The sequence below is a fragment of the Geminocystis sp. CENA526 genome (assembly GCF_050753365.1).
Classification (GTDB): Bacteria; Cyanobacteriota; Cyanobacteriia; order Cyanobacteriales; family Cyanobacteriaceae; genus Geminocystis.
The window spans coordinates 25232-40334 of record NZ_JBLZFY010000033.1 but is presented as its reverse complement, the minus strand read 5'-3'; the positions used below and the strand labels follow the sequence as shown (position 1 = coordinate 40334).

At 32.1% G+C, this 15103-nt stretch carries 11 protein-coding genes, 1 tRNA gene, 1 other RNA gene and 1 pseudogene; 5 read left to right on the top strand and 9 right to left on the bottom strand.

Annotated features, from left to right (window positions below; genetic code table 11):
- Nucleotides 1–1977 (top strand): DUF5906 domain-containing protein (locus ACN4EE_RS11015; RefSeq protein WP_431706493.1); only part of this gene is annotated, 1977 nt, incomplete at its 5' end.
- Between the two features lie 862 nt (nucleotides 1978–2839).
- Here ACN4EE_RS11015 and ACN4EE_RS11010 read toward each other — a convergent pair.
- The 4 genes and pseudogenes from ACN4EE_RS11010 to ACN4EE_RS10995 all read right to left on the bottom strand — a co-directional run.
- Nucleotides 2840–2912 (bottom strand) — tRNA-Ala (locus ACN4EE_RS11010).
- Nucleotides 2913–2923: 11 nt separating this feature from the next.
- Nucleotides 2924–3616: an HAD family hydrolase gene (locus ACN4EE_RS11005; protein ID WP_431706492.1), complete on the bottom strand. Its 693-nt coding sequence runs from the start codon at nucleotides 3614–3616 to the stop codon at nucleotides 2924–2926.
- 141 nt (nucleotides 3617–3757) lie between these two features.
- Nucleotides 3758–4756, bottom strand: coding sequence for an arsenosugar biosynthesis radical SAM (seleno)protein ArsS (arsS, locus tag ACN4EE_RS11000; protein ID WP_431706491.1), 999 nt, complete (start codon nucleotides 4754–4756; stop codon nucleotides 3758–3760).
- Nucleotides 4757–4953: 197 nt separating this feature from the next.
- Nucleotides 4954–5796: pseudogene (locus tag ACN4EE_RS10995) on the bottom strand (methyltransferase domain-containing protein); the annotation flags it as partial.
- A gap of 376 nt (nucleotides 5797–6172) precedes the next feature.
- On the opposite strand from ACN4EE_RS10995, the gene thrC reads away from it, so the two are divergent.
- The 4 genes from thrC to ACN4EE_RS10975 all read left to right on the top strand — a co-directional run bounded on the left by thrC (nucleotide 6173) and on the right by ACN4EE_RS10975 (nucleotide 11591).
- Nucleotides 6173–7285, top strand: coding sequence for a threonine synthase (gene thrC, locus ACN4EE_RS10990; protein WP_431706494.1), 1113 nt, complete (start codon nucleotides 6173–6175; stop codon nucleotides 7283–7285).
- Nucleotides 7286–7677: 392 nt separating this feature from the next.
- Nucleotides 7678–8115, top strand: a complete 438-nt coding sequence (locus ACN4EE_RS10985) for a transposase family protein (RefSeq protein ID WP_431706490.1) — start codon at nucleotides 7678–7680, stop codon at nucleotides 8113–8115.
- 154 nt (nucleotides 8116–8269) lie between these two features.
- Entirely contained in the window at nucleotides 8270–9538 is a 1269-nt protein-coding gene (locus tag ACN4EE_RS10980) for a M16 family metallopeptidase (protein ID WP_431706489.1), read from the top strand.
- Between the two features lie 310 nt (nucleotides 9539–9848).
- Entirely contained in the window at nucleotides 9849–11591 is a 1743-nt protein-coding gene (locus ACN4EE_RS10975) for a two-component system response regulator (protein ID WP_431706488.1), read from the top strand.
- Between the two features lie 123 nt (nucleotides 11592–11714).
- Here the strand turns inward: ACN4EE_RS10975 and ACN4EE_RS10970 are convergent, their stop codons facing one another.
- The 5 genes from ACN4EE_RS10970 to ACN4EE_RS10950 form a co-directional block, all read right to left on the bottom strand.
- On the bottom strand, nucleotides 11715–12353 hold the full coding sequence (locus ACN4EE_RS10970; RefSeq protein ID WP_431706487.1) for a DUF2301 domain-containing membrane protein: 639 nt from the start codon (nucleotides 12351–12353) through the stop codon (nucleotides 11715–11717).
- A 4-nt stretch (nucleotides 12354–12357) separates the two neighbouring features.
- Complete coding sequence (locus ACN4EE_RS10965; protein ID WP_431706486.1) at nucleotides 12358–13131, bottom strand: SAM hydrolase/SAM-dependent halogenase family protein; 774 nt, start codon at nucleotides 13129–13131, stop codon at nucleotides 12358–12360.
- A gap of 108 nt (nucleotides 13132–13239) precedes the next feature.
- Nucleotides 13240–13628: a transfer-messenger RNA gene (gene ssrA, locus ACN4EE_RS10960) on the bottom strand.
- Nucleotides 13629–13755: 127 nt separating this feature from the next.
- On the bottom strand, nucleotides 13756–14544 hold the full coding sequence (gene recO, locus ACN4EE_RS10955; RefSeq protein WP_431706485.1) for a DNA repair protein RecO: 789 nt from the start codon (nucleotides 14542–14544) through the stop codon (nucleotides 13756–13758).
- Nucleotides 14545–14736: 192 nt separating this feature from the next.
- Nucleotides 14737–15036 carry a 2Fe-2S iron-sulfur cluster-binding protein gene (locus ACN4EE_RS10950; protein ID WP_431706484.1) on the bottom strand — a complete coding sequence of 100 codons (300 nt, stop codon included), beginning with the start codon at nucleotides 15034–15036 and terminating at the stop codon, nucleotides 14737–14739.
- Nucleotides 15037–15103 lie beyond the last annotated feature (67 nt).

The window sequence follows — 15103 nt, the reverse complement described above, 5'->3', positions numbered from 1 at the left end:
TGCTTAGATGAACCATATAAAAGTTTATTTGTTAAAAGTCTTAGTACAATTTTAGAATTTAAGACAATTAAGGAAGAATGGGATCGAATAAAAGCACTTTTATTAATTGGTGATGGTAGCAACGGAAAAGATACGTTAAGAGAAGTAATCAGTTTAATTTTAGGTGAACAGGGCATAACATCCTGTTCATTGAATGATTTTTCACAATCAAGAGGTTTTAATTTAGCTCGACTTGCCACTAATCCTAAACTTAATTGGAGTAGTGAAAATAAAGAAATTAACATTGATTCTATTCAATCTCTTAAACAAGCTATCACGGGCGATCCTTTATTTATTGAAGGTAAAGGAAAAGATGGTTTTGAAGTTAAGTTAAATACTTTATTTGTTTTCAATACTAACCATAAACCTGATTTAAAAGGTAATCAATTCGCTATTCAATCAAGACTTACCTTAATTCCCTTCACTAAAACATATTCCATGAACCCAAAACAAGGTGAATTAAAAGCTGATCCAAGATTTAAGCATAATAAAAACTTTCTGGTTAATGAAGTCGCACCAGCGTTGTTAAATTTATTGATTGATGCTTATGGAGAGGTTTATAAAAACGGCATTAATTATCAAGAATCAGAAAACTACTTCAATGAAGTAATTGAAGACAATAACCATTTAAGAAGATTTGCTAAAGAGTTCGGATTAATCTATACGGGTAATGATGATGATCAGCTAAGTATCGGAGATATTTACAGTTACTTAACTGAATATTATTTCAATCACGGATATTTAGATTTTGAAGAAACCAGCAATGGGAAAAAGAAAAGTATCTGGGCAGATGATGATAAACGAGACCCCGTTGTCAAAAATAGTAACAAGCTAAAATCACGAATTTTAGAGTTATTCCCAAAAGTCAAAGAATATTCTCACAACAGAAAAAAATATTTATGTGGATTAAAATTTGAGTTAGACTCATTAGACTCATACGAAAACGCTGAAAGTATTGATAATAAAGAGTTTGAGGATACTCATGTTGACTCATTTCAGACTCATAAACAGACTCATTCATTGACTCATACTGACTCATTTTGCTCTAACAATCACTCAAAAATTAATGATCAGGTTACTTTTTCTAACTCTGAACTCAACAAACAAGAAAAACCTGATTTAACTATTGATCAAAATGAAAAAAATGAGTCAACTGAATCTAAAAATGAGTCAACGAATGAGTCTAAAATGAGTCAAGATATGAGTCTAAATATGAGTCAACAAAAACCTGAAAACGCTAATAAAATCAATAGTTTTCAGAATAGCTATGAGTCAACACTCGAAAAAGTGAGTCAAGAAAAAAATGAAAATGAGTCAGAGACAAAAAAAGAATCATTATTAAAAAAAGTCGAGTATCGAGAAGCGGTACAAACAATCAATGATTATTTAGAGCAAGTTCAAAAAATTACAGACAAAAATGAGAAGCGATCATTTGTTGGTAACTTTTTAGCTAAAGAAATTTCAAGCATTTGTGATTTATCCGATCAAGAATTAATTAAGCTATATCAGTTTTGTATTAGCAATGAAAAAACATCATTAATCGTTGCTGAAAAAAATGATCCTTCAGAACAGCAAAAACCTGATTTTAAAATAGGAGATAAAATCCGAAGCTGTGGCAATGCTATTTATGAGATTGTTCAAGTTAATGACAATGATTCAGTGGAAGGGAAATGTTTAGAGTATTCTGAGTTTCCTGAGTTTATTGGTCAAACATTAAATATAAAAAACAAACAGATTAAAGAGATTGTTGAATCAAGTCTTTTTAATTATTGTGTAGGTGAAAAAGTCTATGTTTTGGACAATGGAAAAGGCAATTGGTTATCAGCAACGGTAGAACAAAATTATGGTTATGGAGTGAAAGTTAAATTAGATGGTGTCAGGGTAGGGTCTTTTTTGATGATCGCCAATTCTAATTCTATTTGTAGAAAAGTGTCTTAATTATAAAATTTGCTAAATATATTTTAGACAAGATTAAGAGTAAAGAAAAAGGTTATAGAAGTAATGGTAAGAGGTTAATTAATTTCAGATATTAAAAAATTAGTTGAGAAATTATTAGCTAAATTATCATTACAAACATATCTTTTATTAACTACTGATAATCCTGAGTCATAGTTACAATTTACATCAAGTCTAATGATGTAATGGGAAAAGAAAAAAAGACTTAAGAACATTTTGCCAAATAGTACTAAGGGAAAATAAGCAATTTATAAGGGTTTTAACTTCCTGTACATTTTGCGTCCTTTAAAGGATCATAATTGAGCGATTTTTTATTTTTCCAAACTATCGGTACTTATATAAACACCTATGGTCAAAATATGCACAGAAGATTTTATGAATAAAATCAATGACTCTATAAGACGTTATACAGCTTAAGTTCTCTGTGTGAAAAATTAAAGATACTTTATGAACATCTATAGATGTTTTTAGATAATGAGACATAAGAAAAAACATTCTTTAACTGACATCCAAACCTTAAAGGTTCGGTTGAGTTGAAAAGAGTTAAACAAGGGTTCACACTCTACTTTCAAACCTTTAAGGGTTGAAAATAGTTAGACACAGTTAGAAGGCTTATAAAAGCGGTTTTAAGGGTTCATACTCTACTGACAAACCTTTAAGGGTTGGAAATTGTTAAATACAGTTTGAAAGAGTTTTTAACAGATTTTTGTTGAGACCAATATATTTATCCAACCTTAAGCAAAACAATAGTAAATTATATAAATTTGAGTCAGTTTTGAGTCTATTGACATTATTTATAAATTTAGTAATCCTATAACTCTTTAATAATGAAAACTATAGGTTATGGAGTATAGGGGAATCGAACCCCTCACCTCTGCGGTGCGATCGCAGCACTCTACCAAATGAGCTAATACCCCACTATAATTATTTATTCTACCACAAACGAGGTATTTTCTAAAGTTCGATCGATCCAATCTAAATCCAACTCCAGAGGATGATCAACACACCAATTAGCTTGACGTTGAATCATGTGGAAAGGGTAAGTATTAGCAATGCCGACAACAGACATTCCTGCATTTTTTCCTGCCTTAATGCCGATGGGGGTATCTTCTATCACCAGACAGTTAGATGGTTGCAAACACAAATCAGGATTATATTCATTCAGTTTTGTCATCGCCAATAAATAGCCTTCGGGAGAAGGTTTACTGGTTTTGATGTCATCCGCCGTTACAATCACGGGAAAATACTGTTTGACATTGATTCTTTCCAAAATATACTCCACTTCTTGGCGAAGAGTATCCGTGACAATGGCAAGGGGTAAATTACGAGTTTGAAGAGAAAGAATAAATTGAATTATTTTGTCAAAAATCGGCAATTCTGGCATCTGAGAAACAACATCATAATAAGCCTGTGCCTTATTTTCTAGCAATTTTTTTAAATATTTTTCTTCTAAAATTCTACCTTTTTGGGCAAAAATATTTCTTAAACAAATATCATAATATTCTCCCTCAGAAGGACGCAAATTTTCTTTTAATAAGATGTCATCTATTAATTGTTTATGAATCTTATTATCATTAATAATTACTCCATTAAAATCGAATAAAATAGCTTTTAAACCCATGATAATTTTACCAAAACTATTAACAAAGAAAAACGAAATAAAAATTTATCTTGGAGATTTCATACAAAGACAGGCAAAATGCCTGTTTTACGGTGCATAAAAATCATCATTTTTCCACAAGAAACATATTTATTATACTATTTAATTTGTCATAGTTAGAGAACCACCGCAACTTGAACCACTTCCTGCTGTACATCCATAACAGTAATTCTTTGTTTGAATTTCTTTAATTAAATCCAGATTATTCTGTTCTAAAATATCTGTTAACGTAAGTTTTTTTCGGTTAATATCTAACGAAGATATATTTTCCATTTGATTGAAGTCACAGTCATAAATATTGCCTAAATAGTCGATCGAAAGTTGATTTTTACACATTAAATGAGGTAAAGTAGCTTGATTAAAATTATGCTCTAAAAATGCCAAATAATCTTGTTTTAAATCATGGTTTTCTAAATAAATATTAGTTCTGCCTATGGGTAAATTAGTAATAGTTAATAGTTGATTAAATTTGATCTTAAAATTATCCTCTAAATATTGTTTATAATCTTTTTCAAGGTTAGCTTGATTAGGGGTTAAACTAAAATTATTATTCTTAGGCAAAGGAGGATTATAAACCAAGTTAAGAATCAAATTTTTCTTGATACCATAACCCCATTGATTAAGTTTTTGTAAGGCTAAAATCGATTTATTATAGACACCTTTTCCTCTTTGTTTATCCACATTATCTTCTAAATAACAGGGTAAAGAAGCTACTATTTGCACTTGATTTTTCGCAAAATAAGCAGGTAAATCTTCATAGTCAGATTCAAACATAATTGTTAAATTCGATCGAACTATCACCGTTTTGTTATGTTGTCTAGCAGTTGAGACTAATTCCTTAAAACCGTAGTGCATTTCAGGCGCACCTCCCGTTAAATCAACGGTATCAATTTGAGGAAAATTATTAATAACTGTCACTAATTGTTGACAAATTTCAGGGCTTAATTCTTCTTTTCTTTGAGGAGATGCTTCCACATGACAATGATGACAAGCAAGGTTACATTTTTTACCTAAATTGATTTGTAAAACTGTTATTTTATCTTTCGTTAAAGGGGTTTTTATTTTGTTTTTAAAATCAGTAATTTTTTCTTGAATGAGCATTATTTATTGTTAAAAAGTTTTAGGTTTTAGGTTAGAAAATAAAAAAGTGAATTTTTTTCAAAGTCGAGGGTAAAATTGCATTGTATCAGTTCAATTTATACAAAAATATTATGGTTTTTAATAATAATTGATTTGCTATTAATTATTCATTAACAACAGGATTTAGGAGGGCAACAAGAGTTATTGTTGTTATTATTTCCCTGTTTTTCTTTATAGGCTTTAACCGTTAAAGAGCGAAATTCGATGTTATTAATTACTTGCCAAGGGGTATCTTGACGATCGATAATTTCTACTTGTTGAAATCCTGCATTTTCAAACATTTTCACAAATAAATCCTCACGAAAAGCACCCGATATACAACCACTCCATAATTCGGGATCATTTATCATTTCTAAGGGTAAATCTCGATCGCATACTATATCAGAAATAACCGCTTTTCCCTCATTTTTTAAAACTCGATAAATCTCATCAAATAATTGTTTTTTATCTTCTGATTTGACTAAATTTAAGACACAATTTGATACTACCACATCGATCGAACTATCCTTAATTAAAGTTTCCTCTTTTCTAAGTCGATCGCACTCGGTTTCAAAAGCCCTTAAATCTGTTAAATTATTGATAGGATTAGCTTTTAACCATAATTCTATCTTGTCTAAAGGTAACTTTAAATCTTGAATTTTGCCCTTAATAAAGCTAGTATTAGCATAACCTAATTTATCGGTAATTTCCTGTTGATATTTACGAGCTAAATTAAGCATTTCATCATTAAAATCGATACCTATTACTTGCCCATTTTTACCGACTTTTTGAGCAATAATATAACAATTTTTTCCTGCACCTGAGCCTAAATCAATAACAATTTCTCCCTCATTAACATAACGAGTCGGATCACCACAGCCATAATCTTTTGCTATAATTTCATCAGGAATAATCTCTAAAAATTTATTGTCATATTCTGTCGGACAACATAGACTAGGCTGATGTTGTTTTGCACCCATTTCATATCTTTCTAAAACAGATTTTTCGATGTCATAACTCATAATAATTTAACTTTTAAATAGGATAAAATAACTGACTGCTATAGCAATCTTAAATCATTAGTGAAAATTAGATGTACCTTTCCTTTGTCTATTGTTTTCTCTCAATCAATAATTTATCATACTTAAAGTGATGAAGGCTATAAGTTATGCAAACACAATTTCTAAGAATCAAAACCATTAAAACCTTTGCCCTTTGCCCTACCCCTTCCTCAGGCTTTTTCTGCACCCCCTAAATACGTCTTAGTTTAAACACGATACCAAAAGTAATAAAACCGATTTCTACAGGATTTTCTCCTGAGTCATCAAAAAAAATTTTTTATACATCTCTAATTACCCTTTTTATGGCATAATATAAAACACTGTCTATTTATATTGAATACCCGTGGTAGCGACGCAAATTCATCCAACTAACACAAGTCACCATTTAAGAACAGGCTGGAGAGGCTTAATCGAAGAATACAAACATTATTTACCCGTCACTCCAGAAACTCCTATTATCACTCTTCGAGAAGGCAATACCCCCCTAATTCCTGTACCTGTCATTTCTAAAATGATTGGTCGTGGTGTAAAAGTATTTGTAAAGTATGATGGATTAAATCCCACAGGCTCATTTAAAGATAGGGGCATGACAATGGCAATCTCCAAAGCGAAAGAGGCAGGAGCAAAAGCCGTAATTTGTGCTAGTACTGGTAATACTTCGGCGGCGGCTGCCGCCTATGCCACACGAGCTGGAATGAAAGCCTTTGTGATTATTCCCGATGGTTATGTAGCTTTAGGAAAATTAGCTCAAGCCTTAATTTATGGTGCAGAAGTTTTGGCAATTCAAGGCAATTTTGATCATGCTCTGACGATCGTACGTCAAATAGCAGACAATTATCCTGTCACCCTCGTTAATTCTGTTAATCCTTATCGTTTAGAAGGACAAAAAACTGCTGCGTTTGAAGTAGTGGACACTTTAGGTTATGCCCCCGACTGGTTAGCAATTCCCGTAGGCAACGCCGGAAATATTACCGCCTATTGGATGGGTTTTTGTCAATATCATAGTGAGCATCGTTGTGATAAACTCCCTAAAATGATGGGATTTCAGGCTTCAGGAAGCGCTCCTTTTGTGGAGGGGCATCAAGTATTAAAACCTGAAACCGTCGCTACTGCTATTAGAATTGGTAATCCAGCTAACTGGGAAAAAGCATTAGGAGTCAGGGAAGCCTCTAATGGGCAATTTAACGCTGTCACCGACAGCGAAATTTTGGAAGCCTATCGTATTTTAGGACGTGAAGAAGGGGTTTTCTGTGAACCTGCTAGTGCGGCTTCTGTAGCTGGAGTGTTAAAATTGAAAGATCAAATTCCTGACAATGGCACAGTAGTATGTGTTCTCACTGGCAACGGATTAAAAGACCCTGATAATGCCATGAAAACCAGTGAAAGTGGGATTCGATCGGGTATCAAAGCAGACTTACAAGAAGTAGCTCGTATTATGGGCTTTGAATAATAACGTCAAATAGTGAATAGTTAATAGTGAATAGTGAATAGTGAATAGTAAATAGACATCTCCAGAAAAGATTTTTAATTGGTTTGTAGTAAGGGTTTCAACCCTCATTTTTCTAATTATTGGAGAAGTCTAATAGTTAATAGTTTTGGCTCTTCTATAGTAGTTATGCCAAATTAATAGAAAATAATTAATATAAACTTTATCAAATATAGCTTTGATTATTTTAAAAATGTAATTGTTATAAATTAACGGTTTGAATTTAACCTAATACCTGCTACCCGATACCTGATACCTTTTTTTAGACATAATTTATCACGACAAGAAGTAGAAGAACCGTTTTTATAAAGACAAAACAAACATATTTTTATTTATCAAACTAACTTTTTTATCTTATGCCTTCCAATTCTTGCCTTCATTTTATAACGAAACTTATTAATTTTAATGGGGTAAAAGTTATTGATTATCATTTTATTACGGATAACGAAATTTTAATTACATTATCGAATCAAACATCTGAATCTACTTGTCCTCATTGTCAGACTATCACGAATAAAATTCATCAAGATCATTATTATCGTATCAGAGATATACCCATGAGTTCTTATGATGTATTTTTAAATGTTAATCGTCGTCAATTTCGATGTGTAAATTGTCAGAAGGTTTTTAGTGAAGAGTTAGATTTTGTCAAAAAAAGAAGAACTTATACTATTAGATTAGCTGAAAAAGTAATCCAAGAAGTTGTGGAAGATGATATTTTAAATACTGCTAAAAGAAATGGAATGACATCAAGAGAAATAGAAACGATATTGAAAGAAAAATCTCAAGATTAATTTATCTATATACCTAAAACCTAACACCTAAAACCTAACACCTGACACCTTTACATCACCTAAAATTTTATGTCGAATTCAGGTTCATTATTAATTAGCAGATCAGGAAACGCTAAAATAAGAATTGTAACTTTACCATTGACTCCAAATCACCATGACCTTAACATTAGTTAGACCAAATACCCTTCATTGCCCTACAATTACCAAATTCCCTAACGGTTTAACTATCATCACCGAACAAATACCAGTTTCTGCAATTAATCTCAATATCTGGTTTAATGTTGGTTCATCGGTAGAAACTGACTCAATAAATGGTATGGCTCATTTTTTAGAACACATGATCTTCAAAGGTACAAAAAACCTTGTTAGTGGAGAGTTTGAGCGTTTATTGGAAGCCAGAGGCGCTGTTACTAATGCCGCCACCAGTCAGGAATATACTCATTTTTATTTTACTTGCGCCCCTCAAGATTTTGCGGATATTTTGCCCTTACAATTAGATTTAGTCTTAAATCCTCTCTTGCCTTCCCTCGAATTTGAAAGGGAAAGAATGGTTGTGTTAGAAGAAATCAATCGATCGAATGATAACCCAAGACGCAGAATTTATCACAAAATGATGATCAATGGTTTTCCTAACTTACCCTATCGCCGTCCCATTTTAGGCACAGAAGAAGTCATTGAAACCGTCACCCGTGAACAAATGCAGAATTTCCATGATTCATGGTATCATCCCTCTAATATGACGGTGGTTGCTGTGGGTAACTTACCCCCTCAACAATTAACCGATACCATTGTTAACTCCCTTAACCTTGATAACATTAACCCCATTCCCCAAAAACAACCCTATATCCCCGAATCTCCTTTTACAGAAATTGTTACAGAAGAATACACCGACAAGGCTTTACAAGAAGCCCGTTTGATGCTAACTTGGCGCGTACCGGGGTTAAATAGCCTAGAAGAAACCCTCCCCTTAGACGTTTTAGCCGTAATATTAGGACAAGGTAAATTATCTCGACTCTTTAGGGATTTAAGGGAAAATCGCCGATTAGTGACAAGGATTAGTGCAACTAACATGACGAATCAAATACAAGGTTTATTTTATATCGGAACTCAATTACCGAAACAAAATATTTCCGCCGTCAAGGATGCCATTCTTTCTCACCTTGCAGATATCCAAGCCAAAGGCGTTACATCCCAAGAATTAAACCGAGTTTGCCAGATAGTCGCTAATCAATATATCTTTCAAAGTGAAAAACCCAGCGATCGAACTAACTTATATGGGTATTATTATTCACAGTTAGGCTGTCTGAATCCAGCCTTAGAATACGCCGACAAAATCAAAAACTTAACCAGAGAAGATATACAAAAAACTGCTCAAAAATTCCTCAATCTTAAGGCTTATGGCAGTATTATTGCTAGTAATTAAAAATTAGAAATAATTATAGTTGATAAAAAAAATGTGCTATCATTATATTTAATACCGTTCGATCGAGGAGTTTTCTTTCACCACAGAAAATTACTATTCGTAAAATTAAATGTTTAGGTATAAAATAGACTTATCAGAAAATAAAAGATAATGATGAAGTTAGCTAAAATGTAAAAGACTTTTTTTCAAGACTCAAATCAATTATAATCTTTATTGTTATCGATCGTAAATTGTACAAAAATTTAACAAGATTGCTAAGTATTTATGTTCTTAAATTTGACTCCCATAATTATAGATAAAGTGAGGAAAAATGATTAAAGTTTTTATAGTAGAAGATGAAATTATCGCTGCCGAAAGTTTGAGTATTGATTTAGTAAAATTAGGTTATGAAGTGGTAGGAAGATGCAGTGATGGAGATAAGGCTTTAGATAAAATCCTCGACACAAATGCCAATCTAATTTTAATGGATATTCAGATTAAAGGAGATAAAGATGGCATTACTCTTGCCGAAGAATTAACAAAATATCATAATATTCCTGTCGTTTTTTTAACTGCTTATGCCGATGATAATACCCTATCAAGAGCAATAAAAACTTCTCCCTATGGTTATATCGTCAAACCTTATAAAATTCAAGATTTATCTAGCACAATTATTGTGGCTTTAAATAAATATAAAGAAGTTGAAAAAATTAAGTCAAAATTAACCAAACAACAGGAAAAATTAAACTATATTATTAAACATGATGAAGTTACTCAATTACCTAATCAATTATCATTATTAGAAAATTTTAATGCTATTTTAGAAGTATTTTATCAAGAATTAAATAACCAATTTTATGAACATGAAAGAGATATACCTCAACTAATCCCTATTTTTTATCTTAGTTTTAGTCGATTCAAATTAATTAGAGACGAATTTGGACAAGAATTAGGCAATTTATTATTAAAAGGTTTAGTCAAAAGATTACAAGTTAATTTAACAGAAGACACTGTTATAACACGTCTTGATGGTGATGACTTTGCGGTAATTATGCCACCGATTTTTACTCGCCAAGATGCCATAGACACGGCTAAAATGTTACTAGAAAAAATTACTCCTCCCTTTGTTTATAAAAATAATGAAATCTATATTGATTTTAAAATAGGAATTAGCTTTTATCCTTTAGATGGAAACAATATTGATGAACTTTTATACAAGGCTAAAGAAGCAGTTAAAGATTTAGAGCATAAAGGAGAAAATCAGTATCAAGTTTATTCTTCCACTTTACATCAATATACCTCAAAACAAATCAGTTTAGAAGCTCAATTACACCACGCTTTAGAGAGAAATCAACTTGAACTTTATTATCAACCAAAAGTAGAAATTCGTACCCGTAAAATTTTAGGTGCAGAAGCCTTATTACGCTGGAATCATCCCGAAGAAAGATTCATTTCCCCTACAGTATTTATTCCTTTAGCGGAAGAAACAGGATTGATTGAAGTTATTGGGGAATGGGTTTTAAATAAAGCCTGTGAAGATTTTAAATTTTTACAACAGAAATATCAGACAGATTTACAAGTAGCGGTGAATCTTTCTCCTCGACAATTTAATCAAGATTTATTAGAGCATAAAATTTTAAAAATTATTGGTTTTCATTCTTTTAATCCTGCTTTATTGGAGTTAGAATTAACCGAAAGTACTTTAGTTAATAATACTGGTATTGCTATTAAAAAATTAAATAAACTCAAGTCTGTGGGTGTAACTATTGCTATCGATGATTTTGGCACAGGTTATTCTTCTTTAGGTTATATTCAAGAGTTTAACTTTGATATACTGAAGATCGATCGATGTTTTATCAAAGATATTCATAATAATTTAAAGAATGCCACTATCACTAAATATTTAATTGAAATGGCACATCAACTAAACTTAAAAGTGGTAGCAGAAGGGGTAGAAATTGAACCAGAATTAGCCTTTTTATATAAGAATTATTGTGACTATTATCAAGGTTATTTATTCAGTCGCCCTTTACCTTTTGCTCAATTTCAAGAGTTGTTAGATAATAATATTTAATCTTCATCATCTCTATTATAAATTAGAGCATTTCTATTTTCAAAATTTGGTTTAATTGAAAACTCTAATGGGTAAGAAATCTCAACATTTTTTTCTGATTAAAATATCAATTATTACGAATTATTATTGAGTATTAGCTCTATTTTTGAGATATTCAAATACAGATTTATCTCCTATATCGGGTGCAATTTCTTGACTCATTTTATTGAGAATAAAAACTAAAAATAAAATACCCCAAGTAGGGAGTAAAATTTGTTCTAATTTTAAGGGTAAAATATTCATCATATAACCGATTAATAAAAAAGGTATCAGAAAACTTAAAACTTTTGCTTCTATGCGATTAAAACAAAAGGCTTCTTTAATAAATACTCCCGTTAAACTAGCAAAAACAAAGCCAATTCCTAATAAACTTAAGGGATAATTTTTGATAAAGGTGACTAAATTTCCTTGACTTTCTAATAAAAAAAAGGCGGTGTTAATTGTGCCTATTAACCAGAATAATTTTAAGGCATTATGTAAGGGTTTTAAGTAAATATGAATCGTTTGTAAACTAACTCCTAATCCTGCGATCAAAAAAGCAAAAAATAGGCTTATAAATTTTTCCGATAACGGTGTTAAATCTAGCCACGCAAATATCAGTATTCCGAAAGAAAGACTTATCCCTGCTATGCCTAAACCAACACGATAAATAATTACTTCTTTTCGATCGTCCTCTGTAATGGTAAAATTACCGAATTGTCCTTGATAAATATGTGACTCCATAACTCTAATTAATTACTACTTTAATTCGATCGAGATATTGTTTATTCAGTTTCATTTTAGCACTACCACAGTTAACTGCAATTTCTAACCATCCATGACTACCAATTAAAGCTAATAACTCCCCTTGATTAACACTACTATAGGTAAAATCAGGATTAATTTGTAAAGTATTTTCAAGTACATACCATGACTTATTATGGAGCATATCTTGAGAAATATTAGTAATTAAATTACCATAGACATCGATATATTGAATAGAGCCAATAATTTCATTATTATTAATAATGGGAGAGGGAATATTTAACTTGACTAAATTCTCTTCTTTTATCGGGTTGCCCAACTCATCAATACTGACTCCTTTACTGAGATAACCAGCCACCGAAGCAAAAATATCTCTACCGTGAAAAGTACTGCTAGGATTAGTATTTAACCAATATTTACTATTATTTAATTCTACTACTTTTTTGACAGAATACTTAGGCAAAATACCGCTATAAATACCATTGTCTGGACAAATTAAATAACCCTTGTCAAATTCGATCGAAATGGCTTTTCTTTGACTTCCTACCGTGGGATCAACTATCACTAAATAAATGGTATTATCAGGAAAAAAATCCACCGCATTCATTAAAGCAAATCTTCCTGCGGAAATATTTTGAGGAGGAATTTGATGGGTTAAATCAATAATTTCCACATTAGGATTAATACTTTTAATAACTCCTTTCATTACTCCTACATAAACATCTTGTAACCCAAAATCTGTTAATAAAGTTATCATACAAAATGTAAAATTTTATCCCCCCTAACTCCCCTTAAATAAAGGGGGAACTTATTTTCAAGTTCTCAGGAATGATTTAGGATAGTTATATGATTATCGGACTTGATTAAATGGAGCTGAGCAGAGTCGAACTGCTGTCCAAACCGGTTATTTACTTATCGTTCATTCACAGGTTTAGTCTTTCTAATCCTAAGACGGGAACTATCACTTATCCCTGATAGTAGGATTTTCCAGTATGTTCTTAACTATGAGTCGGACTAGAAACCTTCTCATAGGGCATCCGTTGGGGGTTGCCTATAATGTTTAACGGAGTCACACTATAAGCGCTCGAACCAATTATTAGGTCTTAGGCAGCAACAGGTGCAGCTTTACGAGCAAAAGGAACGATGTTGTTCGCAGTTACTATTTTTTTGAATCTGGTATTTCCGAGAGAAGATTCACTCTCGACCTGCATCACGGTTCAGCTTTCACCAGCCTGTCGAAGCCGTTACAGCCCCTTGCGTGTTTTTCTATCATAACTCATCTCGATCGAAAATGGCAACAAATAAATAGGGTTTGCTGAAAAAGTATTTTGATGAAGGGAGGGAAAAGGGAAAAGGGAAAAGGGAAAAGTGAATAGATGATTTAAGAGAATTGAAGCATTTTTGCGGATTTTAAGGGATAGCCCAAATAAAACTCAAGATAATCTTTAAGGATGGTTTCCACTCGAATCCACGCTTTTTGTATTTCACCGTCAGAATAATGAGGGGGAGTGTTGTCTGGTATGGAGGATACTGTTTTATTAGAAAGGCTCTGTAATAGTGATAATTCTAAGGCGTTGAGGTTAGTTTCGATCGAAACCGATGATATATTATGGTTAATTAACCCTCCCGCTTCAAAACTAAAGCCGATTTTCCAGCTTTTTTGCTCAAAATTAGGGGTAATGGGATGTTGACTATTGACGCAATAGTAGGCATTCGGGGCAATTCCTACGGTGGCTAAACAATGGAATACAGCTTGAGATATATAAGGCAATAAATTCTCATTTTTCTCTGTGTTTTCAATACGATACAAATGTTCTCTAAAAATACTATATAAATCTGGTTGTGCTTCTTGTTTGAGGGCTAAATTTAAGACTAACTCCCCTAAATATTGGGCAACGGTGATTTTTTCGATCGATCGACTTAATTGAGGATAAGATTCTATGGTATCAACTTCGAGGATTCGATCGAGACTTTTTCCCTGTTGTATGGAAAAATGATTGACAATCAACAATTCCGTTTTCCCTCGCAGAGTAGATTTATGCTTTCTTGCTTGAGGCGCGACGGCTTTTACTAATCCCCGATGAGGAGAAAAAATAGTAATCAATAAATCATCTTCCCCTAAAGATTGTTTTTTGAGAATAATTCCCTCAGTTTGATATATATTACCCATGAATAGTGGATAGTGGATAGTGAATAGTTTTTAATTCTTAGAAATGAGAATTTAATAAAATAAACAAGGTTATTTTAAGAGATTGCTTCGTTCCTCGCAATGACAATTAAACTTAAGTTATTCAATTATTGAGTTTTTAATTCTCCATTCTCCATTCTCCATTCTCTATTCCTCATTCCTCATTCCTCATTCTTAAGCTGGTTTCGTCTTAACTGCTATATCTCCATTAACTAAAGTTTGACAAGCTAAACGATAGTTGTCGGGTTTACGGCGTAATTTCTTTTCCTCAAAATTAGTTTTAGGAGATAAATTTTCTAAGCCTGATACAATCTCCACAATACAAGTTGCACATTGCCCATAACCACCACAATTCATCAGTTTTCCCCGTAGTTTATAAATATCCACCCCATTTTGCAAGGCTTTTTCTCGTAAATTAGCACCATCGGCGGCTACGGCTTCTTTATTCTCGTTGACAAAGGTGATTGTTGGCATGATTAGTTACTCCTCCATTAGTGTTAAGTTATTTATCCTAATATAAAGAAATTGTAACAATTCTTAG